General features: G+C 59.9%; 21 protein-coding genes. 11 read left to right on the plus strand and 10 right to left on the minus strand.

The window, feature by feature from the left end; translation table 11 throughout:
• Positions 1 to 160: 160 nt before the first annotated feature.
• Complete coding sequence (gene rlmM / locus FS777_RS15900; RefSeq protein WP_058639852.1) at positions 161 to 1,225, minus strand: 23S rRNA (cytidine(2498)-2'-O)-methyltransferase RlmM; 1,065 nt, start codon at positions 1,223 to 1,225, stop codon at positions 161 to 163.
• Between the two features lie 226 nt (positions 1,226 to 1,451).
• On the opposite strand from rlmM, the gene acnA reads away from it, so the two are divergent.
• Positions 1,452 to 4,193 carry an aconitate hydratase AcnA gene (acnA, locus tag FS777_RS15905; protein WP_058639851.1) on the plus strand — a complete coding sequence of 914 codons (2,742 nt, stop codon included), beginning with the start codon at positions 1,452 to 1,454 and terminating at the stop codon, positions 4,191 to 4,193.
• A 235-nt stretch (positions 4,194 to 4,428) separates the two neighbouring features.
• On the plus strand, positions 4,429 to 5,994 hold the full coding sequence (locus FS777_RS15910; protein WP_058604537.1) for a PAS domain-containing methyl-accepting chemotaxis protein: 1,566 nt from the start codon (positions 4,429 to 4,431) through the stop codon (positions 5,992 to 5,994).
• Positions 5,995 to 6,044: 50 nt separating this feature from the next.
• Here FS777_RS15910 and FS777_RS15915 read toward each other — a convergent pair whose 3' ends face one another.
• The 5 genes from FS777_RS15915 to FS777_RS15935 all read right to left on the minus strand — a co-directional run bounded on the left by FS777_RS15915 (position 6,045) and on the right by FS777_RS15935 (position 9,424).
• On the minus strand, positions 6,045 to 6,926 hold the full coding sequence (locus FS777_RS15915; protein ID WP_145256348.1) for a pseudouridine synthase: 882 nt from the start codon (positions 6,924 to 6,926) through the stop codon (positions 6,045 to 6,047).
• Positions 6,927 to 6,978: 52 nt separating this feature from the next.
• Positions 6,979 to 7,287 carry a hypothetical protein gene (locus FS777_RS15920; protein WP_058639849.1) on the minus strand — a complete coding sequence of 103 codons (309 nt, stop codon included), beginning with the start codon at positions 7,285 to 7,287 and terminating at the stop codon, positions 6,979 to 6,981.
• A 65-nt stretch (positions 7,288 to 7,352) separates the two neighbouring features.
• Positions 7,353 to 7,784, minus strand: a complete 432-nt coding sequence (locus tag FS777_RS15925) for a D-Ala-D-Ala carboxypeptidase family metallohydrolase (RefSeq protein ID WP_145256351.1) — start codon at positions 7,782 to 7,784, stop codon at positions 7,353 to 7,355.
• Between the two features lie 110 nt (positions 7,785 to 7,894).
• Positions 7,895 to 8,143 (minus strand): glutaredoxin family protein, encoded by a 249-nt coding sequence (locus tag FS777_RS15930; protein ID WP_058639847.1) that lies wholly within the window; start codon positions 8,141 to 8,143, stop codon positions 7,895 to 7,897.
• A gap of 72 nt (positions 8,144 to 8,215) precedes the next feature.
• On the minus strand, positions 8,216 to 9,424 hold the full coding sequence (locus FS777_RS15935) for an ammonium transporter (RefSeq protein WP_145256354.1): 1,209 nt from the start codon (positions 9,422 to 9,424) through the stop codon (positions 8,216 to 8,218).
• A gap of 307 nt (positions 9,425 to 9,731) precedes the next feature.
• Here FS777_RS15935 and FS777_RS15940 point away from each other — a divergent pair, with 307 nt between their 5' ends.
• The 8 genes from FS777_RS15940 (at position 9,732) to dacB (ending at position 18,807) form a co-directional block, all read left to right on the plus strand.
• Complete coding sequence (locus FS777_RS15940) at positions 9,732 to 10,046, plus strand: YqjD family protein (RefSeq protein WP_078478256.1); 315 nt, start codon at positions 9,732 to 9,734, stop codon at positions 10,044 to 10,046.
• A 9-nt stretch (positions 10,047 to 10,055) separates the two neighbouring features.
• Positions 10,056 to 10,430, plus strand: a complete 375-nt coding sequence (locus tag FS777_RS15945; protein ID WP_058604530.1) for a phage holin family protein — start codon at positions 10,056 to 10,058, stop codon at positions 10,428 to 10,430.
• Positions 10,427 to 10,759 (plus strand): hypothetical protein, encoded by a 333-nt coding sequence (locus FS777_RS15950; RefSeq protein WP_027916551.1) that lies wholly within the window; start codon positions 10,427 to 10,429, stop codon positions 10,757 to 10,759. Before FS777_RS15945 ends, FS777_RS15950 begins: the two co-directional genes overlap by 4 nt.
• A gap of 91 nt (positions 10,760 to 10,850) precedes the next feature.
• Positions 10,851 to 12,182, plus strand: a complete 1,332-nt coding sequence (locus tag FS777_RS15955; RefSeq protein WP_058639625.1) for a deoxyguanosinetriphosphate triphosphohydrolase — start codon at positions 10,851 to 10,853, stop codon at positions 12,180 to 12,182.
• A 279-nt stretch (positions 12,183 to 12,461) separates the two neighbouring features.
• Positions 12,462 to 13,079: a response regulator transcription factor gene (locus FS777_RS15960; protein ID WP_058604528.1), complete on the plus strand. Its 618-nt coding sequence runs from the start codon at positions 12,462 to 12,464 to the stop codon at positions 13,077 to 13,079.
• Between the two features lie 7 nt (positions 13,080 to 13,086).
• Positions 13,087 to 16,725 carry an ATP-binding protein gene (locus FS777_RS15965; protein WP_145256358.1) on the plus strand — a complete coding sequence of 1,213 codons (3,639 nt, stop codon included), beginning with the start codon at positions 13,087 to 13,089 and terminating at the stop codon, positions 16,723 to 16,725.
• Between the two features lie 41 nt (positions 16,726 to 16,766).
• Positions 16,767 to 17,111 (plus strand): YggL family protein, encoded by a 345-nt coding sequence (locus tag FS777_RS15970; protein ID WP_023533709.1) that lies wholly within the window; start codon positions 16,767 to 16,769, stop codon positions 17,109 to 17,111.
• Positions 17,112 to 17,349: 238 nt separating this feature from the next.
• Positions 17,350 to 18,807 carry a D-alanyl-D-alanine carboxypeptidase/D-alanyl-D-alanine-endopeptidase gene (gene dacB, locus FS777_RS15975; RefSeq protein WP_058637687.1) on the plus strand — a complete coding sequence of 486 codons (1,458 nt, stop codon included), beginning with the start codon at positions 17,350 to 17,352 and terminating at the stop codon, positions 18,805 to 18,807.
• A gap of 42 nt (positions 18,808 to 18,849) precedes the next feature.
• Here the strand turns inward: dacB and rlmKL are convergent, their stop codons facing one another.
• On the minus strand, positions 18,850 to 21,042 hold the full coding sequence (gene rlmKL / locus FS777_RS15980; RefSeq protein ID WP_058637636.1) for a bifunctional 23S rRNA (guanine(2069)-N(7))-methyltransferase RlmK/23S rRNA (guanine(2445)-N(2))-methyltransferase RlmL: 2,193 nt from the start codon (positions 21,040 to 21,042) through the stop codon (positions 18,850 to 18,852).
• 558 nt (positions 21,043 to 21,600) lie between these two features.
• On the opposite strand from rlmKL, the gene rmf reads away from it, so the two are divergent.
• Entirely contained in the window at positions 21,601 to 21,816 is a 216-nt protein-coding gene (gene rmf, locus FS777_RS15985; protein ID WP_023533691.1) for a ribosome modulation factor, read from the plus strand.
• Positions 21,817 to 21,911: 95 nt separating this feature from the next.
• On the opposite strand, the gene FS777_RS15990 is transcribed toward rmf, so the two are convergent.
• From FS777_RS15990 to sigX, 3 genes are all read right to left on the minus strand, one after another.
• On the minus strand, positions 21,912 to 22,937 hold the full coding sequence (locus tag FS777_RS15990; RefSeq protein ID WP_145256361.1) for a quinone-dependent dihydroorotate dehydrogenase: 1,026 nt from the start codon (positions 22,935 to 22,937) through the stop codon (positions 21,912 to 21,914).
• Between the two features lie 236 nt (positions 22,938 to 23,173).
• On the minus strand, positions 23,174 to 24,211 hold the full coding sequence (locus tag FS777_RS15995) for an OmpA family protein (RefSeq protein ID WP_023533705.1): 1,038 nt from the start codon (positions 24,209 to 24,211) through the stop codon (positions 23,174 to 23,176).
• A gap of 110 nt (positions 24,212 to 24,321) precedes the next feature.
• Positions 24,322 to 24,888, minus strand: a complete 567-nt coding sequence (gene sigX / locus FS777_RS16000; protein ID WP_023533721.1) for an RNA polymerase sigma factor SigX — start codon at positions 24,886 to 24,888, stop codon at positions 24,322 to 24,324.
• Positions 24,889 to 24,891: the final 3 nt, after the last annotated feature.

Here is a 24,891-nt window from a genome sequence, read left to right on the forward strand (position 1 = left end):
AAAAGCCAAAGCAACGGCAACGGCAACGGCAACGGCAACGGCAACGGCAACGGCAACGGCAACGGCAACGGCAACGGATCGATTTGGCCTGATTTCGAGCATCGCGGCCGATTCAGCGCAAAGCAGTACAGGCCACGCCTGGCTCGGCCTCGTTAGACCCTCACCGCCCCTTCAAATCAACCCGCCGCAAATGACACGTCACCTCTTCACGATCGTGATACAGCTGCTTGCACGCAATCAGCACCCTCACCTTCCGGGCCTTGAATGTCGCCTCCATGCGATCGAGCAACCGCCGTACCTCAGCATACCGCTGCTTCATCGGCAGCTTCAGGTTCACCACCGCCTCGCGGCACAACCCCTCCCCCAACCACGTCTCGATCAAGGCCGTGGTGCGCGCCGGTTTCTCGACGATGTCGCACACCATCCAATCCACCGGGTGCCTGGGCTGCCAGGTAAAGCCATCGGCCATCAAATGCTGGACAAGCCCTGTGTCCATCAGACTCTCGGCCATCGGACCATTGTCGATGGCGGTCACCAACATGCCCCGCCGTACCAACTGATACGTCCACCCACCCGGTGAGGCCCCCAGGTCGACACCGGTCATGTCATCGCCCAGCCGCTGCTCCCACTGCTCGCGTGGGATGAACTGATGCCAGGCCTCCTCCAGCTTCAAGGTCGAGCGACTGGGCGCTTCACGCGGGAATTTCAGGCGGGGAATGCCCATCGGCCATAAGGCACTGTTGTCAGCAAAAGCCTGCCCGACAAACACCCGGCGGCCACTGATGAACGTCAACAGCAGTCGTGGGCGATTCGGGTCATCCACCAGGCGACCGGCCTTCTCCAACGCCTTGCGCAATGGTGCTTCGAACTTGCGGCAGAACGTCGACAGTTCCTTGCCCTCGTTGCTGTCGAGCACCTCCAGCCACAGGCTGCCGAACACCGGCTGGTCTGCAAGGTGCGCCAACAACACGCTGATACGATCGCTCTCGGGCAACTCGATGAACGCGCCACGCGCCCACTGCCTTGGGAAAATCAGCTGGTTGAACCGCACTGCCTGCATCAAGCGCTCGGCACCGCCTTGCTCGCTGCAGACGAACTCGGCGCTGGCGCTGCCAGGCTTGCCTTTGGCATAGCCGGCAATCCCCAGGCGGGCGGCATGTTCACTGATTTCGGCGCACACCTCACCCTCGAAGCCGGGCCGGCAATGCATGAACAGGGTTTCCATCTCTCACTCCACGACGGCTGGCGCGACACAGGCGCCGGCAGGGCGGCGATGATAAAGGAAGATCGGAACCTGGGACATGCCCCGCTGGTCCAGAAAAGGGTCAGGTCAGGCAAACAGGACTAACCTGACCATTCAGTCGGACCCGTGCCGTGCGGGCCTGTACACAGCGGTGCCACCGGCAGCCCTTAGAGACGTTGCCGGGGCACCGGCTCAGAAGGAGTTGGCAATGCCCTCGCTCGATAGCCTGAATACCCTCACGTCGCTCGATGTCGGTGACAATACCTATCACTACTTCAGCCTTCCGAAAGCTGCTCGGCAGCTCGGGGACCTGCAGCAATTGCCCATGTCGCTCAAGGTGCTGCTGGAGAACCTGCTGCGCTGGGAGGACGGCAAGACCGTTACCGGCGAAGACCTGCAGGCACTGGCCCAGTGGCTCGTTGAAAAGCGCTCGGACCGCGAAATCCAGTACCGTCCCGCGCGTGTACTGATGCAAGACTTCACCGGCGTGCCAGCCGTGGTGGACCTCGCCGCCATGCGCGCGGCCATGGCCAAGGCTGGCGGCGATCCCCAGCGCATCAACCCGCTCTCGCCTGTGGACCTGGTGATCGACCACTCCGTGATGGTCGATCGATATGGGACACCGCAGGCCTTTGGCGAGAACGTCGACATTGAGATGCAACGCAACGGCGAGCGCTATGCGTTCCTGCGTTGGGGCCAGAGTGCCTTCGATAACTTCAGTGTGGTACCGCCTGGCACTGGCATCTGCCACCAGGTGAACCTCGAATACCTGGGGCGTACCGTGTGGACCCGCGAAGCCGACGGCCGCACCTATGCCTTCCCGGACACGCTGGTCGGCACCGACTCCCACACCACCATGATCAACGGGCTGGGCGTGCTGGGCTGGGGCGTGGGGGGCATCGAAGCGGAGGCCGCCATGCTTGGCCAGCCTGTGTCGATGCTGATCCCACAGGTCATCGGCTTCAAGCTCACGGGCAAGCTGCGCGAAGGCATCACAGCCACCGATCTTGTGCTGACGGTCACCCAGATGCTGCGCAAGAAAGGCGTGGTAGGTAAGTTCGTGGAGTTCTATGGCGACGGTCTGGCCGAACTGCCCTTGGCTGACCGCGCCACCATTGCCAACATGGCTCCGGAGTACGGCGCAACCTGTGGCTTCTTCCCCGTCGATCAAGTGACGCTGGATTACCTGCGCCTGTCGGGTCGACCTGAAGCAACCGTGCAACTGGTCGAGGCCTACTGCAAGGCTCAGGGGTTGTGGCGCCTGCCTGGGCAGGAGCCCATCTTCAGCGACACGCTGGCGCTGGACATGAATGAGGTTGAGTCCAGCCTGGCCGGCCCCAAACGTCCGCAAGACCGGGTTGCCCTAGCCCAGGTCAAGCAGGCGTTCGAACAGTTCGTCGAGCTGCAACCCAAACCTGCCGCCAAGGAAGTCGGCAGGCTTGAGAGCGAGGGCGGGGGTGGCGTTGCCGTGGGCAATGCCGATCAGGCGGGCGAAGCCGACTACAGTCACCAAGGCCAGACCCACACCCTGCGCGACGGCGCCGTGGTCATTGCGGCTATCACCTCCTGCACCAACACCTCCAACCCCAGTGTGATGATGGCGGCCGGCCTTGTGGCCAAGAAAGCCCTCGAGAAAGGTTTGCAGCGCAAGCCATGGGTGAAAAGCTCGCTGGCACCGGGGTCCAAGGTGGTCACCGAATACTTCGAGGCGGCGGGTCTCACGCCCTACCTCGACGAGCTCGGGTTTGATCTCGTCGGTTATGGCTGCACCACCTGTATCGGCAACTCAGGCCCCTTGGACGAGCCTATCGAAAACGCCATCAGCAGCGCCGACCTGACCGTCGCCTCGGTGTTGTCCGGCAACCGTAACTTCGAAGGACGCGTGCATCCACTGGTCAAGACCAACTGGCTCGCCTCACCGCCTCTGGTCGTGGCTTATGCACTGGCTGGTAGCGTGAAAGTCGACCTGACCCAGGATCCATTGGGCACCGACAAGCACGGGCAGCCGGTCTATCTGAAGGACATATGGCCTAGCCAGCAAGAAGTCGCCGAGGCTGTGGCCAAGGTAAGCACGGCCATGTTCCACAAGGAATATGCCGAAGTGTTCGCGGGCGACGAGCAGTGGCAGGCTATCGAAGTGCCAGAGGCTGCCACGTATGTATGGCAAGAAGACTCGACCTATATTCAGCACCCCCCTTTCTTCGAAGGTATCGAAGGACCGGCGCCTCGGATCACCGATATCCACAACGCCCGCATCCTGGCGTTGCTGGGCGACTCGGTCACAACGGACCATATCTCTCCGGCCGGCAATATCAAGGCCGATAGCCCTGCGGGTCGCTATCTGCGCGAGAAGGGTGTGGAGCCTCGCGATTTCAATTCCTACGGGTCAAGGCGCGGCAACCATGAAGTCATGATGCGCGGTACGTTCGCCAATATTCGCATCCGCAACGAGATGCTTGCAGGCGAAGAAGGCGGCAATACCGTGCATGTGCCAAGCGGCGAGAAACTCTCGATCTACGACGCCGCCATGCGCTACCAGCAGCAAGGCACGCCCCTGGTGGTGATCGCCGGCCAGGAATACGGCACAGGCTCCAGCCGCGACTGGGCTGCCAAGGGCACGAATTTACTTGGCGTGAAGGCAGTGCTGGCCGAAAGCTTCGAGCGTATTCACCGCTCCAATCTGGTTGGCATGGGCGTGCTGCCGTTGCAGTTCAAGGCAGGCCAGGACCGTAAACAACTCGGCCTGACGGGTAGAGAGCAGATCGATATCACTGGCCTGGAGGGGGCTGCCATTGTGCCGGGCATGAGCCTGGCACTGACCATCCTCCGCGAAGACGGCACGAAGGAGCAGATCGACGTGCTCTGCCGGATCGACACCCTCAATGAAGTGGAGTACTTCAAGGCGGGTGGAATCCTGCACTACGTGCTGCGTCAGTTGATCGCCGCGTAGGCCCCGCGCGGGTGCCAGTCTGTGCGCAGGCTGGCACCCTCCTTCTTCCAATCTGCCCTTGCTAGCCTCCCCTCCACCAAAGTACCTATGAAAATCGCAGTGGGAACCGACCGCGAAATGCCAGTAGCCCACCCGTATCTGCCATGCACTGCCATGGGTCAATTCCTGGAAATATTCCCTCAATAAAGCGCGCACCGTGCCGATACCAGTCCAAAGCCCTGCGGACATCCTAGCCATGCGCAACAACCAGCCCATTACCCAGAGAGAACGGACTTTCCCTGCCAAGCAGCGGTTGATTTCCACCACCAATGCCAAAGGCGTGATCACTTACTGCAACGATGCCTTCATCGAAATCAGTGGCTTCACCCGCGATGAATTGATGGGCGCAGCGCACAACCTGGTGCGTCATCCTGATGTGCCGCCTGCCGTGTTTGCTCACATGTGGCAGACCCTCAAGCAGGGGCTGCCCTGGATGGGCATCGTCAAAAACCGTTGCAAGTCGGGTGACCACTACTGGGTCAATGCGTACGTCACACCGATTTTCGACAACAATCAGGTCGTCGGCTTCGAGTCGGTGCGCGTCAAGCCCACTGCCGAGCAAATTCGCCGGGCCGAGGCCCTGTACCAGCGTATCAACCAAGGCAAGCCTGCTGTGCCGCGCCGTGATCGTTGGTTACCCGTGTTGCAGGACTGGTTGCCATTCATCCTGATCAGCCAGATAGGCTTCCTCATCGGCAACTGGCTCGGACACTCATGGGGTTTTGCCTTGGCGGCAGCGTTGTCGGTCCCCCTGGGCCTGCTCGGCCTGACCTGGCAACAACGTGGGCTCAAGCGCTTGTTGCGCCTGGCCGAACAGACCACGTCCGATCCACTGATTGCGCAGATGTATACCGACAGCCGTGGCGTGCAGGCGCGCCTGGAAATGGCCATGCTCAGCCAGGATGCTCGGATGAAGACCTGCCTGACACGGTTGCAGGACAGCGCCGAGCACCTGAGCGATCAGGCGCGGCAGTCAGACGAGCTGGCGCATATGAGTTCATCAGGCCTAGAGCGCCAGCGTGTGGAAACCGAACAGGTCGCTGCCGCAGTGAACCAGATGGCCGCCACCACCCAGGAGGTGGCCAACCATGTACAACGCACCGCCGATGCGACCCAGCAGGCCAATCGCTTGACAGGCCAGGGCCGTCAAATTGCCGGTGAAACCCGGGCAGCCATCGAACGCTTGTCAGCCGCAGTTGGAGAAACTGGGCAGACCGTGACGCAATTGGCCAAGGACAGCGACGAGATCGGCGGTGTGGTCGATGTCATCAAGGGCATTGCCGACCAGACCAACTTGCTGGCGTTGAACGCCGCCATCGAAGCGGCACGGGCAGGCGAAATGGGCCGGGGCTTCGCCGTGGTTGCCGACGAAGTGCGGCAGCTGGCCCAGCGCACGGCTGAATCGACCGGGCAGATTCACGGCCTGATCGCTAAGCTCCAGCAAACTGCCAGCAACGCCGTGACGACCATGGAAAGTGGGCACCGCCAGGCCCAGGAAGGTGTTGATCGGGTCATGCAGGCTGACGAGGCGCTAGTGGGCATCAGTGAAGCCGTGGCGAACATCACCGACATGGCCACGCAAATTGCCGCTGCGACCGAGGAACAGACTGCGGTGGCCGACGAGATCAGCCGTAACATCAGCACCATTGCCGACCTGGCCGACCAGACTGCCGAGCAGGCACAGCACTCGGCAGTCCTGAGTGAGGCCCTCAACAGCACGGCCGGTAGCCAATATTCACTGGTGGAGCGCTTTAACCGCTAGATCGGATAACTCGCGAGGGTCGGCATCGTCGACCCTTTGCATGACCAACGTTACCAGTCAAGCCGCAAACGGGTTTCGAAACGACGGGCCTGCCCGGTCAACGGATCATCGAAACTCAGGCTTTGCGCCAGCAACTTCAGCGGCCGTTGATAGTCATCCTCTACATCAAGCAATGCTGGGTAGAACGGGTCGTTGCTGATGCCTGCTCCTAAAGCAGCCATGTGCACCCGCAGCTGATGCGTCTTGCCCGTGACAGGCGAGAGCTCATACCGCCACTGCTCCTCGTTCTTTTCCAATACGCGGGCGTGCGTCTCACTGTTGGCCGGCCCTTGCACCTCATGCATGCGAAAGAACGGCTCCCCGTGTTCTAGGCGGCTGCGGTGCACCAGTGGGAAGGTATGCTGCCCAAGCGCTGCGGCAATGGCCTGATAGCGTTTTTCGATCCGCCGCTCTGGAAACAAGCGCTGGTAAGCGCTGCGTGACTCAGGGTTGGCCGAGAACAGCACCAGCCCCGCCGTGTGCCGATCGATGCGGTGCAGGGGCACCAGGTGCGGATTGTCCAGCCGATGGATGAGACGGTGCAGCAAGGTCTGCTCCACGTACGCACCCCCTGGGGTGACCGGCAGAAAATGGGGTTTGTCAGCTACCACCAGGTGTTCGTCCACATGCAATATCGCTTCCTGCACGGGAATCACTCGCTCGTTCGGCACTTCGCGAAAATAGTGCAGACGCAGACCGCGCTTGTAGGGATGACCGGCCGAAATAGCCTGGCCGTCCGCGCCCAGCACCCGTCCCCGGGCAAAACGGTCCACCCACTGGCTACGATCAATGGCCTTGAAGTGATCGCACAAGCAATCGAGCACCGTAGCCCATGGACCAGGAGGCAGACATACCGTGCTGGCTTGCAGTCGGGCGGGGTCGAATGGCGTCATCGTCGGGCTCGGAACCTGGCTTGGCGGCGTATTATCCTTCAAGCCCCGCTGATCAGCCAGCCTGGGCCAGCGACTCGCTGCGCGCCTTGAGCCAGCGCAGCACCTGAACGGGCTCCCAGCGGCTGGGGTCGTACAGCGCATACACCAGCCCTTCATAACCCACCACATCCAGCCCCCGGTGGTAGCCAGCCCGCTGGAACAGCGCCTCCACCTCTGCAAAGCAGGTGTTGAAGTGCACCTTGCCGAAAGGCGTTCGGTCGTCGGTGACCAGGCCTTCAAGCCGCAGCTCCAAGACAGCATCGGCCACCCTGTCGACGGGCATCCGGTTGACGCTGTACTTCAATTGCTCGACGTTGAGCATGGGCTCACCTTGATACTGTATTTATGTACAGCATACGAACATCCTTCCGTTGCCGTCAATCCGTCTCATACCAGACCCGCGAGGTAACCACCTCCCTTGCGCAGGGTGAGCACCTGTCGGCGTGGAATGCCAGGGGTTACAGACAGGTGCACCCAGCGTTCGAATTCCATTATGAGCTGATCGAACATGATCGGGCTCGTGCTGATGCGCTGCACCGTGTCCCTGGGGGAATGCCCGACGACCGTGAAGTCAGCGGCGAGCCCCTGCATGTGCTGACTGTTGGAGGCGCCACCGAGCAACCGGTTGACTTGCTCGCTGCGGTATCCGCTGCTGATGATGATCGGCGCGTTCCACAGGGCACGCACCTGTTCAAGTGTCTCGCACAGCAAACGAAGATTGTCGATGATCGGTTGGGAAGGCGTGTTATCGACACCGTTCCGGGCCGCGACCTGGGAGACGGTCATTTCGTTGAGCGTAAAATGTGAGGTGAGCAGCATAACGGTAAGATCCGGTGACGGGAGGCGGAGTCGGCACCCAGGTCTGCGCCCAGTGCCTGAACCGGATCATCGTATCGATGTTTCTAAAGTGGAGCAGGGTGACAGCTCCACTAGAGGTTTGGGTGCCTCAAGAAGGCCGCCACTTGTTCGGTATCGAACGGCCAAAGTAATTCCGCCGCGCTGTCTCGACGTCTCAGCACGGGGATTGCAAGGCCATAACGTTCGAACAGCGCATCGCTTTCGGCAATGTCGACCAGTTCGACGAGCAATCCATGATCGACAAAAGGCATCAGTATGGCCTCAGCGACCTCGCACAAATGACAACCCAAGGTGCCGAACAGCTGGCATTCAGGCAACATGGCACATATCCTCACTCAGTTGCACAGGCCGTTATTCTATGCCGCCCTACTGACGTCTGCATCCGTTGAGTATCAGTCCTGGCTCGTAGCGCCTATTCGATGCAAGGACAAATCTGCCCCCTCGAACTCTTGTTCGTGACTGAGCCGCAAGCCAAGTACCTTGCGGATCACGCCATAGACGGCCAGGCCACCCACCAGCGCCACGGCTACACCGGCCAGGCTTCCCAGCAGTTGGCTGTAAACGCTGACCCCACCCAGCCCCCCCATCCAGACCTGCCCAAAAATACCGCAGGCGACTCCGCCCCATACCCCACACAACCCATGTAGGGGCCACACACCCAGAACATCATCGATCTTCCAACGGTTCTGCGCGGCGGTGAATGCCCACACGAACAGAACTCCGGCCACCAGGCCCGTAGCCAGCGCGCCCACGGGATGCATGATGTCGGAGCCTGCGCAAATGGCGACCAGCCCTGCCAGCGGGCCGTTGTGCAGGAACCCTGGGTCGTTGCGACCCACCAGCAGCGCGGCCAGCGTGCCGCCAACCATGGCCATTAATGAATTTATAGCGACCAGGCCGCTGACGCCCTGCAAGGTTTGCGCACTCATCACATTGAAGCCGAACCAGCCGATGATCAGTATCCAAGAGCCCAAGACCAGAAACGGGATGCTCGAGGGCGCGAACGCGACCAATCGCCCTTCACGGTAGCGCCCGCGTCTGGGGCCCAGTAGCACAACCGCAGCCAGCGCCAGCCAGCCGCCCATGGCATGTACCACCACCGAGCCGGCAAAATCATGGAACGGCGCACCGACATGCACCTGTAACCACGCTTGGACGCCAAAGTTGCCATTCCACACTATCCCCTCGAAAAAGGGATACACCAGTGCCACGATCAATGCCGTGGCGCACAGTTGGGGTGCAAAGCGCGCTCGCTCCGCAATCCCGCCAGAGATGATCGCCGGTATGGCAGCTGCGAACGTCAGGAGGAAAAAGCATTTGACCAAGGCGTAGCCATTATCGGCCGCCAGGGTTGCGGCAGGCTGGAAAAACGCAACCCCGTAGGCCACCCAATAGCCGACGAAGAAATAGGCGATCGCCGACACGGCGAAATCGCTCAAAATCTTGGACAGGGCGTTGACCTGATTTTTGTAGCGTACGGTGCCGACCTCAAGAAACGCGAAGCCGGCATGCATGGCGAGCACCAGAATGGCGCCTACCAGGATGAACAACGTATTTGAACCGTTTACCTGAGACTGAATCGCGCTTGAAGTCATATCCATGAAGCAGCAGCACCTGTCGGCGGCACCAACAATGCTCAGTCGACCCCCTTCCTGCACCGATTCGGTGCCTGGCAAGGCGGTTATGGGCACTTGCCACGAATGGACGGGAGCCCAATCTGGCAGTCTGGGCAATTTGGGTTAATGTTTAGGCGTGGCGGGTGGCACGCGCCCCGAAGCAGCGCAGCGCGTTGAGAGGGCGCCCTGCAACGATGCATAAACCAAGCAAAGCCTGTACCAGTGTGCTGACTTGAACCTTCCAGTAGCCACGTCACTCGAAGTACCAACATCAACCGACAGGGAGAGACACATGGCCAGCAATTCGGCAAAGCATGCACAAGATGTACTGATGGCTGACTTCCAGGCACTGGTCCGCGACACGGAGAAGCTGCTGGCCGATACCGCCAACCTGGCAGGTGACCAGGCGCAAGTGCTGCGCGAACAGATGCACGAGCGCCTGGCGCAAGCACGCGAGGCGCTGGAAGTCACCCAGGAATCATTGCGCGAACGCAGCCAGGAGGCACTGGGCAGCGCCGAGCAGTATGTCCAGGAAAAACCCTGGCATGCCATTGGTATCGCCGCCGGCGTTGGCCTGTTAATCGGCCTGCTGGCGAACCGTCGTTAAGGGGTTTTCATGGACAATGACGCCATCGGCACCGGTGCCACCGGCAAGCGGCTCGGTGCAGCTGTTCTTGGGCTGCTGCACAGCCATATAGAACTGTTCGGCATCGAACTGCAGGAGCAGAAAGGACGAACCCTGCGCCTGTTGCTGTTCGCAGGCCTGGCACTGGTTTTCGCGCTGCTGCTGTTGACAGCGCTTTCCGGGTTGGTGCTTGTTCTGCTCTGGGACAGTTATCGCCTGGCCGGCATAATTGGTCTGTGCGTGTTCTATGGACTGGCAGCGCTGTACTGTGGGCTGCGCCTAAAAGGCGCGGTGTTCGACGAGTCCTCGCCCTTCCACTCCACGCTTGAGGAACTGGCCAAAGATCGGGAGCGCCTTCTGCCATGAACCTGCCTGACTTGCCCAATACACGTAATCCGCGTGAACTGCGCAAAGCGCTGCTGCGCCTGCGCATGGAAATGCACCGCCAGGAAATCCGCCATGAAACCGGCCAATTGCTCGAGCCTGTGCGGCGCATACGCGGCATGGGTAGCTCGCTCCATGCCGGGCTTGGCATCAAGCATGCACCCTTGTGGGGCATAGGGGCGGTAGTGGCCATGGGCTTTCTGACAGGCAAGGGCGTTCGAAGTGGTGGTCTTCCCCGCCTTGTCCGTCTAGGTGCCAGCCTGATTCCCTTGGTCAAGCTCTTCATGCAGAGCAACCGTCGTCGCCGGTGATCCCCACCTCACGCCGCGTCAGTGGTTGTTCGCGAACAAGAACCACTGACACGGCGTATGCTTCGCTGCAACCCCTTCTGGAGACTGCGCCTTGGATTGGCATACCCTGCTCACCCGCGAACGCCTGGGCAAAGCTCAGTACAGTGCTGAAGAATTGGGACGCAGCCCGTTTCACAAAGACCATGACCGCATCATTTTCTCCGGCGCATTTCGTCGCCTGGGGCGCAAGACGCAAGTTCATCCTGTCACCAGCAACGATCACATTCACACGCGCCTGACACATTCGCTGGAGGTGAGTTGCGTAGGCCGGTCCCTTGGCATGCGCGTTGGGGAAACGCTACGTACAAGCCTGCCCGACTGGTGTGATCCGAGTGACTTGGGCATGGTGGTGCAGTCGGCCTGCCTTGCCCATGACATCGGCAACCCCCCCTTCGGACACTCCGGTGAAGATGCCATCCGTCATTGGTTTCAGCAGGCCGCCAATCGTGGTTGGCTGGACGACATGCGCGATGATGAACGTGCCGACTTCCTCAATTTCGAAGGCAATGCCCAAGGCTTTCGGGTACTGACGCAGCTGGAGTACCACCAGTTCGATGGGGGCACCCGCTTGACCTATGCCACCCTGGGAACCTATCTCAAGTACCCCTGGAGCGCGCGTCATGCCGATGCTCTGGGCTATAAAAAGCATAAGTTCGGGAGTTACCAGAGCGAATTGCCGCTGTTGGAACAGATTGCAGGTCGCCTGGGCCTGCCTCAAGTAGACGATCAGCGCTGGGCACGGCATCCCCTGGTGTATTTGATGGAGGCTGCCGATGACATCTGCTATGGCCTGATCGACCTGGAAGATGGCCTGGAAATGGAGCTTCTGCAGTACGCTGAAGTTGAAACGCTGTTGCTCGATCTGGTAGGCAGCGACCTGCCGGAAACCTACAGGCAGCTCGGTCCAAGTGACTCGAGGCGCCGCAAGTTGGCGATCCTGCGCGGCAAGGCTATCGAACACCTGACCAATGCGGCGGCACTGGCCTTCGTGGAACAGCAGGATGCACTGCTCGCCGGCCATTTGACCGGTGATCTTGTCGAGCACATGCACGGCCCCGCTAAACGTTGCGTACTGCACGCCAAGGCGATGGCGCGAAACAAGATTTTTCAGGACAAGCGCAAGACGCTTCACGAAATCGGTGCCTACACCACGCTGGAAATCCTGTTGAACACCTTCTGTGGCGCCGCACTGGAGCAACATGGGGGGCGCACTCCCTCGTTCAAGAGCCGTAGGGTATTGGACCTGCTAGGCAACAATGCCCCCGACCCCCATGGTTCGCTTTATCAGGCTTTCCTGCGCATGATCGATTTCATAGCCGGTATGACCGACAGCTACGCCAGCGAAATGGCACGGGAGATGACAGGGCGTTCCGGCTCTGCATGAAGATGCGCAGAAAATCTGTCGGCCTGCGCTTTCAAACGGGTGAATCAGGAAAGACTTACATCCAATTCAACCAACCTTGGATACCAAGTTCAAACCATAAACATCAGCTAACAAACAAGGTTTGACTTTGGTTGTTGATGCAACCGTACGTAAGTAGTTTTTGTTAAATTTGTAGGCCATTTCCTATATACGGTTATTGAGCCGCCCCCGCATTACTTGCCGCTTTCAACTGGGTTAAGGTGCCAACTGTCACCCTCATTGATAGCAGGGAAGTAGAACATGTACTCCATATTCATCGTCGACGACCATCCGGTAATCCGGCTGGCAGTGCGCATGCTTCTGGAAAATCAGAATTACAAAATCGCTGGCGAATCGGACAACGGCGTGGATGCCATGCAGATGATTCGCGAAACCAATCCAGACCTGATCATCCTGGATATCAGCATTCCCAAGCTCGATGGCTTGGAAGTACTGGCACGGTTTCAGTCGATGGCGATGTCACAGAAAATCCTGGTGCTGACCGCGCAGTCGCCAGCGCTGTTCGCAGTGCGCTGCATGCAATCAGGGGCAGCGGGCTATGTCTGCAAGCAAGAAGACCTGAGCGAACTACTCAGCGCGGTCAAGGCGGTTTTGGCTGGGTACAACTACTTTCCCAGCCAGGCGATGCAGACTCATGCACCTGTTGACAACGACCTGCAACTTCTAAGTACCGTCAATGATCGGGAATTGATGGTTCTTCAACTTTTCGCACAAGGGCGAACCAACAAGGAGATTGCAAAAGGCATGTTTCTAAGCAGCAAGACGGTCAGTACCTACAAGAAACGCCTCATGCACAAACTCGAAGCCAGCACGCTGGTCGATCTGATCGACATGGCTAAGCGCAACGCACTGGTCTGAGGGCTCCATGGCACGTTTTATCGCCCTCCTGCTCCTGGTCGCCACACTGCCAGGCAACCTGGCGAACGCCGGGCAGCAAGGCGCGTCCCAGCTGTCCCTGGTCGCTCGCTCCACCGCACGGCCCGCCATGCCTGCGATCACCCCTGAACAACAGCAATGGCTGAATGCTCGCCACGAACTGGTGGTCGGCACCTCTGCCCCGGATTATCCACCTTTTGACATCAGCAGTGGGGGGCGCGACTACCAAGGCCTTACCGCAGAGTACGCCAGCCTGCTGGGCAAGGCGCTTGACCTGCCGGTACGCGTGCTGCGCTATCCAAGCCGCCAAGCGGCGCTGCAGGCGCTCAAACAAGGCGACATCGATCTGCTAGGCAGTGCCAACGGCTATGACGCCAACTATGAAGGCGTGGTGCTGTCGCACGCCTACGCCATCGACCAACCCGTGCTGGTCACGCGAGAGGACGAACATCGGGCGCTGGACACTGGCCTGGCGGGCATGCGCCTTGGCATGCTGTATCACTACCTGCCCAGGAAAGAAGTACTCAGTGTCTATCCCGATGCCAAGGTCCTGGCCTTCGGATCATCCAGCGAAGCCTTGAATGCGGTGGCGTTCGGCCAGGCCGATGTCTTCATCGGCGACACGATTTCCACCCACTATCAACTCAACCGCGGGCACCTGCCAAGGCTGCGTATGGCCAGCTTTGGCAACCATGAAGCATTTGGCTTCGGCTTCGCCCTACGCAAGCAAGACACGGTACTGCTCGCGCTGGTCAATGCTGCGCTCGACAGTCAGTCCCCCGCCCTGCGTTCGAGCATATTCAAACGCTGGAGTGCAGGCAGCGATTTGCTTTTGACCGACCGCAAGCTTCGACTGACGCGCACCGAAGAGCAGTGGTTGCAGCGTCATCCAGTCATGCGTGTCGTTGTCGACGGTACGGCGGCGCCATTGTCCTACTTCGACAAATCGGGCTATTTCCGCGGCATCACCGCCGACCTGCTGGAACTGATCAGCCTGCGTACGGGCTTGCGTTTCGAGGTGCAACGGGCCAGTGGCATCGCGGACATGATTGCCCGGGTCAAGGACGGGCGCGCCGATGTGATCGCTGCACTGGCAAGCGGCGGCATCGACCAGAACGATCTGCAGATCAGTCAGGCATATCTGGACAGCACCTACGTGCTGGTCAATCACAAGGACAACGCGGCAGCCACTTCGCTTGACGATCTGCGTGGGAAGCGGATCGCAATCACGCGCTACAGCGCCCTGGACACCATGCTCTCGCGCTACCACCCGCAAATTGGCTGGATAGAAACGGAAAGCTCGTACTACTCCATGGCCCTGCTCAACAGCGGAGCAGTGGATGCGGTCATCACTACACTGATCGACGCCAACCATGCCTTGGCCAGCAATCCCGACCTGATCATCCGCACCACAGTGGGCAGCGAGCCTGCCAGTTATGCAATGGCCACCAGTACCCCCTCCAAAACCCTCATTTCAATTCTGGACAAGGCACTTTCGAGCATTTCACCTGAAGAGCTGGGGGTAATCAACAACCGCTGGCGAGGCTTCACCCTGTTCGAAGATGCCAAGGGCGAGGGGGTGCGCCGCTTGACGGTATTGGTAGCCCTGGGTGCGGCGGTATTGCTGCTGCTGGCCCTGTTATGGAATGCCCGCCTGCGTTTGCAGATCCGTCAACGCCAGCAAGCAGAGCGCGCCCTGAACGATCAGGTGGCATTCATGCGCGCATTGCTCAACGGTACGCCACACCCGATGTACGTCCGTGATCGCGAAGGCTGCCTGCAAAGCTGCAACTACAGCTACCTCGAAGCGGTCCAGGCCAGCGCCGAGGAGGTCCTGGGCAAGCAACTGGAGAGCAGCCTGTTTGCCGACTGCGAACAGACCCGACAAATCCAGAACGACTACGCCAAGGTGATGGCGGCTGGTACGCCGTTGATCATGGACCGTCCCTTGCGCATCAAGGGCCGGGAAATCACCATCTACCACTGGATCCTGCCCTACCGGGATTCGTTGGGCGAGGTACAGGGCATCATTGGCGGATGGATCGATATCAGCGACCGCCGCCAGCTGGTCAACGAGTTGCGTCAAGCCAAGCAGCAGGCCGATGACGCCAACCGGGCCAAGAGCACGTTCCTGGCCACCATCAGTCATGAAATCCGCACGCCCATGAACGCCGTCATCGGCATGCTCGAACTCGCCGTCAAGCGCGCCGAACAGGGTCAGGTCGATCGCGGCGCCCTTCAGCTGGCCCACCATTCGGCCAAGGACCTGCTTGGCTTGATTGGCGATATCCTGGACATCGTGCGCATAGAGTCAGGGCACCTCACGCTGGTCCCTGAAGTGGTCGACCTGGCTGAATTGCTCGAGTCGGTAGGGCGCATATTCGAAGGCCAGGCTAGGCAGAAAGGACTGGCGCTGGAAGTCATCATCGAGCCCGCGGCACGTTGTCATGTCCTGCTGGACCCCTTGCGTTTCAAGCAAGTGCTGTCCAACCTGGTGAGCAATGCCATCAAGTTCACCGAGCACGGGCAGGTACGCATCCACGCCAAGCTACTACAGAACGAAGACAGCGCCAGCTCGCTGTTAGACATGGAGGTGCGCGACAGTGGCATTGGTATCCGCCCGGACGACATAGAACGGCTATTCCATCCGTTCGTTCAGGCGAACCCGCACAGCCAGGGCGCACGCGTCGGCACCGGGTTGGGCCTTACTATCTGCCGCACACTCTGCGAAATGATGGGAGCCGACCTCAGTATCAAGAGCCTGGAAGGCCTGGGCACACAAGTCCGGGTGAAGATGCCGCTGCAACAGGCCGACACTGCAGTGCAATCGGCACCGGTACCAGCTGCCGAACGCTTGCTGACACCCGACCCTCACCTCAAAGTGCTGGTGATCGACGATCACCCTGCTAACCTGCAACTGATGGCGCAGCAGCTCGGTTACCTCGGGCTGCAGCACGCGACGGCTGAGGACGGTCGCGAAGGCCTGTCGGCATGGCGTGCAGGCGACTTCGATGTGCTGGTACTCGATTGCAACATGCCCCACATGAACGGCTACCAATTGGCGACTGCGGTACGTGCCGAAGAGCAACGAACAGGACGCAGACGCTGCACGATCCTGGGCTACACCGCCAACGCACAACCCGAGGTACGGCGCAAATGCCTTGACTCGGGCATGGACGATTGCCTGCTCAAACCCATCAGCCTCAGCACCCTGAGTCAGCACCTTGCAGCAGTGAACATGCAGCGCCGAAAAAAGAACCGACGCAAACCCTATTGCCTGGATGGACTCAACGCGGTGGTTGGGCATGACCCGGCTGATCATCTGCGATTCCTGCAGACGCTGCAACGAAGCCTGGAGACAGACTTCACGCTCTTGATGGACCTGAAGCCTGATCAAGATCAACAGGCCATCGCCGCCCAAGCGCACAAAATCCTGAGCGCAGCACGCATGCTGGAAGCGGCAGCGCTGATGCGGGCCTGCGCCGCCCTTGAAAGTGAGGACCTCACCCCTGCCCAAGTGCGAGTGCGACGACAAGCCCTGGCCAGGCACATGCGCCGTGTGCACCGAGCGCTGACGCTGGACTTGTCGACAACCACGTGCACGCAGGCGGGCAACCGGACGTGTTAACTGATAGACTGCGCGGCGTTATTACCTAAGAGGATTGTTTCATGGCCACAAACCGCTCCCGTCGTCTGCGCAAGAAGCTGTGTGTCGACGAGTTTCAGGAATTGGGCTTCGAGCTGAACCTGGAATTCAAAGAGGATCTGGATGACCAGGCAATCGATGCATTCCTCGACGCGTTCCTTGCCGAAGCCATGGATGCCAACGGCCTCGACTATGTCGGCGGTGACGATTACGGCTTGGTGTGCTCGGTCAAGCGTGGCTCGGTCACCGAAGAGCAGCGCGCTGCCGTCGAAAGCTGGCTCAAAGGCCGCAGCGAACTGACCAAGGTCGAAGTCAGCCCACTGCTCGACGCCTGGTACCCGGAAAAGCCGATCAACAAGGCAGAGTAATCTCTGTCGGGTTCGTTCGCAGAAGGCCACCCCCAGGGGTGGCCTTTTTACTTTCGGATCTGCACACAAGCCGCAGTGCAGAACAAACTCACCGTAGCGGTCCGATGTGAAACCCATGTGCATCGAACTGGCGCAACCCCGGGGGGCTTGGGGCATAATGCGTGTGCATTCGTTCTGGGGCCATCATTCCTCTACAGCCCCAATGCCCTTTCTCCTCTTTGCAGGGTATCCGTTGATCATGATCAAAACGCTCCGCCCCATCCTACTCGCCGGCCTGTTGCTGCCTTTGGCCCTGACCAGCCAGGCCGCTGCGGTCAATACAAGCCTTCCACCCAAGGTGCAGCAGGCACTCAAGGCCAATAAGCTACAAGACACGGCATTGTCATTGGTGATGCTGCCCTTGGATGGCCCCGGCACAGCCACGGTGTTCAACGCCGACGTGTCCGTGAACCCTGCCTCGACCATGAAGTTGGTCACCACCTATGCTGCCCTGGAGCTGCTGGGGCCGACCTACCAGTGGAAAACCGAGTTCTTCACCGACGGCACGCTCAGCAACGGTGTACTCAACGGCAACCTCTATCTCAAAGGTGGAGGCGATCCGAAGCTGAACATGGAAAAGCTGTGGTTGCTGATGCGTGACCTGCGCGCCAACGGTGTGCGCACCATTACAGGTGACCTGGTGCTCGACCGCAGCCATTTCGTGCAGCCCAATCTTCCGCAATTCAATGACGACGGGGGTGATCAGAACAAGCCGTTCCTGGTGAAGCCTGACGCATTGCTGGTCAATCTCAAGGCCTTGCGCTTCGTGGCGCGCAACGATGGCGGCAGGGTCAGCGTTGCCGTGGAGCCACCGATTGCCAGCATTCGCATAGACAATCAGGTCAAGGCTATCAACAGCAAGAACTGCGCCGGCGACGTACGCTACAACCCCGTGCCACAGCCGGACGGCATCACCGTGACGGTCAGTGGTCAACTGGGCGATGGCTGCAACTCCCAGACCTACCTCTCGCTGCTCGATCACCCGACCTATGCCGCCGGTGCGGTACGTGCCATCTGGAGCGAGCTGGGGGGTACCATCCAAGGTGCCGATCGCATCGAAAACGTGCCCAAAAGCGCCCGGTTGCTTGCGCGTGCATTCTCACCGGACTTGGTCGAAATCATCCGTGACATCAACAAGTACAGCAACAACACCATGGCTCAGCAGCTGTTCCTGAGCCTGGGTGCCCAGTTCCGGACCGATGCCGATGGCGATGACGCCCGTGCCGCGCAGCGTGTCGTGCGCCAGTGGCTGGCCAAGAAAGGCATCACTGCACCGCATCTGGTGATGGAAAACGGCTCAGGCCTATCCCGGGCCGAGCGCGTGAGCACTCGTGAGATGGCAGCCATGCTGCAAGCGGCCTGGAAAAGCCCTTACGCTGCCGAGTTCATGAGCTCGCTGCCGCTGGTGGGTATGGATGGCACCATGCGCAAACGGCTCAAGCGTACCGCCATGACCGGTGAGGGCCACATCAAGACCGGTACGCTCAACACCGTACGCGCAATCGCTGGTTTCAGCCGTGACAGCAACGGCCATACCTGGGCAGTCGCTGCTATCCTCAACGACCCCAAACCGTGGGGCGCCTCTCAAGTGCTTGACCAGGTGCTGCTGGACCTCTACCGCCAGCCCAGCGCAGGCGCCAGTACAGCCGCCAAGTGACCTGCACGGCCTGTGCCCTGCAAGGGCACAGGCAACGGCGCATCAACGCAACTGCAGCTTCCAGGCACGGTGGATGCGGTTGTTGCGGGCGAAGTCCGGGTCAAGCGTCTGGGCGGTGATTTCTTCCACGGCGTAACGAGCAGACAGGTGCTCGTCGAGCTGGAACTTGCGGAAGTTGTTGGAAAAATACAGCACGCCACCTGGGGCCAGACGCGCCATCGCCAAGTCCAGCAACTGAACGTGGTCGCGCTGGACGTCGAACACACCTTCCATGCGCTTGGAGTTGGAGAACGTGGGCGGGTCGATGAAGATCAGGTCGTAGCTTTCACGTTCGGCCTCCAACCACGCCATGACATCGCCCTGCTCCAGACGATTGCGCTCTGAAAAGCCGTTGAGCGCCAAGTTGCGCCGCGCCCAATCCAGATAGGTTTTCGACAGGTCGACGCTAGTGGTGCTGCGCGCCCCGCCTTTGGCGGCATGTACAGTCGCCGTCGCGGTATAGCAGAACAAGTTCAGGAAACGCTTGCCGGCCGCCTCACGCTGAATGCGTACGCGCATCGGCCGATGGTCCAGAAACAGGCCGGTATCGAGGTAGTCGGTAAGATTGACCAGCAGCTTGACCCCAGCTTCCGACACTTCCTGAAAACGACCTTCCGTGCCCTGGCGCTCGTACTGACGGGTTCCGCTTTGACGCTCTCGGCGCTTGAGCACTACGCGTTGTGGCGAAATACCAAGGGCCTGGGGGATGGCCGCCAGCGCGTCGAGCAGACGACCCTGTGCCTTGTCGGGGTCGATCGAACGCGGTGCCGCGTATTCCTGCACGTGCACCCAGTCCTGATACACGTCTACAGCCAGGGCGTATTCGGGCATATCCGCATCGTACAGACGGTAACAGCTGACCTGTTCGCGGCGAGCCCACTTGCCCAGTTGCCGAAGGTTTTTCTGCAGGCGGTTAGCGAACATCTGCGCACCCTCGGACAGGCGTGCAGGCTCGCTGGCCAATGGCGCCGGCTCGTGTGCTTGCGGGGCTTGCGGCTGTTCGGTCCGGCGCTCGCCGGTGACGAACTGGTCCGGCTGGACCTTGAACAACAGCAGTTTGCAGGGCAGTGCACCGTTCCAGAATGCGTACTGCTTGTGGCTACGCAGGCCCATGCGCTTGCCCAGCTGCGCAGCGCCGGTAAAGACGGCAGCTTCCCAACCCATGCATGCCTGACGCAGGCGTTCGCCAAGGTTCTGGTAAAGGTAAAGCAGGCTGGCTTCGTCACCCAGACGCTCCCCGTAGGGTGGGTTGCTGATGACCAAGCCTTTCTGGTTCTGGTCCGGGCGCGGCTCGAATGTGCTCACTTCGCCTTGATAGATCTTCACCCAATCGCTCAGGCCTGCACGCTCGACGTTGTTGCGCCCTGGCTGGATCAAGCGCGGATCGGCTTCATAGCCGCGGATCCACAATGCAGGTTTGGCCAGGCCAGCCTCGGCGCGCGCCTGCGCCTGTTCATGCACCTTGCGCCAGAGCGCGGGCACATGGCCCAGCCACGCCGTGAACCCCCAACGCTCACGCTTGAGGTTGGGAGCGATGTCCGCGGCGATCATGGCCGCCTCGACCAGGAAGGTGCCGACACCACACATGGGGTCGGCCAGTGCGCCGCCCTGGGCCGCGATGCGTGGCCAGCCGGAGCGAATCAACACCGCGGCGGCGAGGTTTTCCTTGAGCGGTGCTGCACCTTGCTGCAGGCGATAGCCCCGCTGATGCAGACTATGGCCGGAAAGGTCCAGCGACAGGATCGCTTCGCCCCGGTCAAGACGCAGGTGGACGCGCACATCCGGGTCGATCTTCTCCACCGACGGGCGTAGCCCGTCACGGTTGCGCAGTTTGTCGACAATGGCATCCTTGACCTTGAGGGCGCCGAAATGGGTATTGTCGATTCCCGACCCATGACCGCTGAACTCAACTGCCAGGGTACCATCGGCGGCCAGGTGATCAGCCCACTCCACGGCGTTGACACCGTGATACAGGTCGTCGGCGTTTTTCATGGAAAAACGCTTGAGTACCAGCAATACGCGGTTTGCCAACCGAGACCACAGGCACAAGCGGTAGGCGGTCTCCATGTCGGCAGCCCCGCGGATGGCCGAGGTGTGTTCACGGACCTCGTCCAGACCCAGGCTGCGGGCCTCTTCTGCAAGCAGGCTTTCAAGGCCTTTGGGACAAGTGAGGTAGAGTTCGAAACGGTCCGACATGAGTTATCCAGCACATTAGGGCTATTAGACTGGCGCTGCGACGCATCGCAACGCCCTGTTTACCTGCACGCCTTTCCAACAGGTGTGCAAGTGGCCATCTGCCCCTTGCGGAGGCGCAATGACCGGGCCGCCCGACTTACCCATCTCTGCCTGACGGCACAGACAGCTTAGATCATCGAGCAGTACATAAAATTCTTGCGAAGCCGGGGCCGATGTGACCCTTCGTCGCATTTCGAGCTATTTCAAACGCCTCGCAAGGGTGATGGCAAAATGGCGTCAAACTTCGACGAACCCTTGATTCTGCGGGCTGACAGCGGGAATAAAGATGAGTCGCATTTATTTACTTATCCCCTCACCCTTGGAAAGGTTACGTGCTTATGACAAATCGATCATTCCCACCGTCACCCGCATTGGTTAGAACTGAGCACAGGTCGCATCGCAACGAAGCGGCACTTCAGGCTCGCGACGCCGGCAGCGAGCCCACACCGGCAGAACGATTCTGCCCGGCCTCCAGGAGGCCGACGGGACATTACAGTCAACAAGTGAGGGCAACACCCTATGAGAAGACTTAAGCGTGATCCGTTGGAAAGAGCATTTTCACGTGGCTACCAATATGGAGTCACCGGCAAATCCCGGGAGCTTTGCCCCTTTACCCTGCCATCTGTTCGTCAAGCCTGGATCAATGGCTGGCGGGAGGGCCGCGGTGACAACTGGGACGGTATGACTGGCACCGCCGGTATCCACAGGCTCAACGAAAATCACGCCGTAGGCTGATAGAGGACATTCACCCGATTTACCAGGCACGCCCCACCAGGGCGGCGGGCTGAGGCCCAAGGGCCCCGTCAAGGGGCCCTTTTTTATGGGTGGGCTTACCGCTTGGGCATGGCGGCGATGGCGTCCACGGCTTCACGAATGAGTGCCGGCCCTTTATAGATGAAGCCTGAGTAAATCTGCACTAGGCTCGCACCTGCGGCGATTTTTTCTGCCGCATGCTTTCCTTCCGTGATGCCCCCAGCTGCGATAATCGGCAGCTTGCCGCCCATTTCACCGGCCAATACCTGGACGATACGCGTGCTTTTCTGGCGCACTGGCGCACCTGAGAGTCCGCCCGCTTCGCCGCCATAGGGCAGCGCCTCCACGCCCTCACGCCCGAGCGTGGTATTGGTCGCGATGACCGCGTCCATGCCTGACTCCACAAGCGCAGCGGCTACCAGTGCCGTTTCTTCATCGCTCATGTCAGGGGCAATCTTGATGGCCAAGGGAACGTGCCGGCCATGGCGCACGCTCAGCTGCGTCCGCCGCTCTGCCAAGGCATCGAGCAATTGCTTGAGCGAATCCCCGAACTGCAGGCTGCGCAGCCCCGGTGTGTTTGGAGAGCTGACATTGACCGTGACATAGCTGGCCGCGCTGTAGACCTTGTCCAGGCAGATCAGGTAGTCGTCCACCGCACGCTCGACGGGGGTGTCGAAGTTCTTGCCAATATTGATACCCAGCACACCCGTATAACGTGCAGCGCGAACACGGCCTAGCAGATGATCAACACCCAGGTTATTGAAACCCATGCGGTTGATGATGGCAGTTGCCTCTGGCAAGCGGAACAGGCGCGGTTTGGGGTTGCCCGGTTGCGGGCGAGGCGTGACGGTGCCGATCTCGACGAACCCGAAACCCAGCTGGGCGAAGCCGTCAATAGCCGTACCGTTCTTGTCCAGGCCAGCCGCCAGACCTACCGGATTTGCAAAATCAAGGCCCATGACCTTCACCGGCAATGAGGCCGGGCGCTTGCACAGCTTGCCGTTCACGCCAAGTCGGCCGCCGGCACCGATCAGGTCCAACGACAGATCATGAGAAGTTTCCGGTGACATTTTGAACAGCAGCTGGCGGGCCAGGTTATACATGGGCAGACAAGACTCGGGGTGAGTGAGGGGGCGATTATAGCTATCGCTGACGGGACAGGACAGCCCGATGTTGGCCTGCAGGTTTGCTGCAGGTGAACGTATAGACAAATGTGTAGCAGGCAAACACTGCCTTGGTTGGGCCTTATACCAGTGCTTGCCTGCTAGACATCACGTGCTGTCAGGCAGGCAAAGAAAAACCCGGCCTAGGCCGGGTTTTTCATGAGGCTTCAAACCAATTACTTGGCCTGGGCTTCTACCTGAGCTTCAACGCGACGGTTGATAGCACGGCCTTCTTCGGTGGCGTTGTCAGCAACCGGACGGGTTTCGCCGTAGCCAACCGAATCAACACGGCTGGATTCTACGCCGTACTGCTGGGTCAGAACCTGCTTGACAGCGTTAGCACGACGCTCGGACAGCTTCTGGTTGTAAGCGTCTGGACCTACGGAGTCAGTGTGACCTTCAACCACGGTGGTGGTCTGTGGGTACTGCTTCATGAAGTCAGCCAGGTTCTTGATGTCGCCGTAGCTGTTTGGCTTAACGACCGACTTGTCGAAGTCGAACTTGACGTCCAGCTCAACGCGAACGACTTCGGCAACAGCCGGGCAGCCGTCGGCGTCAACAGTGACGTTAGCCGGGGTGTCTGGGCACTTGTCGACGTTGTCGCAAACGCCGTCGTTGTCGGAGTCGGAGCAGACTTCAGCAACTGGAGCAGGTGCAGGAGCAGCCTGGTTCTTCGGGCTACCGCCGAAGTTCAGACCAACACCAACGCTTGGAGCCCACTCGGTGTCGCCCTGGTCGATGTTGTACTGAGCTTCAACGCCGGCACGGGCGTAGAACATGTCAGTGATGTACCACTTGGCGCCAGCGCCAACGTTGGCGAAGGTGGAGTGGTTACGACCACCGCGGCCGGTCTGGCCGATCGACTGGTGCGAGAAACCAGCGGAAACATACGGACGGATGGCGTCGTACGGGTTGTTGAAGTGGTAAACGGCGTCCAGGGCAGTGTTGGAGCCCTTGATGTTCTTGCCGTCGTCGCCACGAGCGTTGTGGACTTCGTCGTAGCCCAGACGCAGTTCAACGTCGTCGGTCAGGAAGTAACCGATGGAGCCGCCGAACAGGTTACCGTCGTTTTTGAAGTCGCGCTGGCTGTCGAAGAATTCTTTCTTGTAGAAGATTTCAGTTTCGACGGCGCCTTGGCCTTGTGCCATAGCGCCAATCGAGGTGGCGGCTACGAGCGAACCAATGGCCAAGCCCAAGGTGTTTTTCAGTTTCATCCGTTAAATCCCCATCTGGTGATAGTTAAGCAGTCCCACCAAAACCGGGGGGACAACTCGTCGGCGAGTCTAGCAGAACTCGCCGGTTCGTTAGAGATATTTGCTGGTCGTTAAGTTTCATCGAGACCGGCAAATTTCTCCCGAAGCTTGTCAAGCGCACGCTTGTAACGCATTTTTGTCGCGCTGAGCCCCATGTGCATGATGTCCGCGATCTCCTGAAACTCCAGTTCGGCGACGAATCGCAGCACCAGGATTTCCCGATCGATCGGGTTCACATGGACCAGCCACTTGTCCAGCCCGCCCTTTTCTTCGGCCTTGGGTGCCTTGTCCTCGGACGCCTCTTCGACGGGGTCCAGGCTCAGGGCATCCATCAACCTGCGCTTGCGGCGCTCCTTGCGGTACTGGGTGATGCATTCATTGTAGGTGATGCTGTAAAGCCAGGTCTTGAATTTGGATTTTCCCTCGAAATTCTTCAGGCCATAGAGCACTTTCAACATCACTTCCTGACAGACATCGTCCGCGTCTCGGTCGTTCCCCAAATAACGTGCACACACGTTGAACAGGGTTCGCTGGTAGCGACGCATGAGCTCCTCATACGCGCGAGTGACGTGGTACAGCTCCTCATGCGAGCGCGCCACCAACTCTTCGTCGGTGAGTTCGCGGGGGTCGTAGCGCATGGG

The organism is Pseudomonas sp. DE0157 (assembly GCF_007678615.1).
Classification (GTDB): domain Bacteria; phylum Pseudomonadota; class Gammaproteobacteria; order Pseudomonadales; family Pseudomonadaceae; genus Aquipseudomonas; species Aquipseudomonas parafulva_B.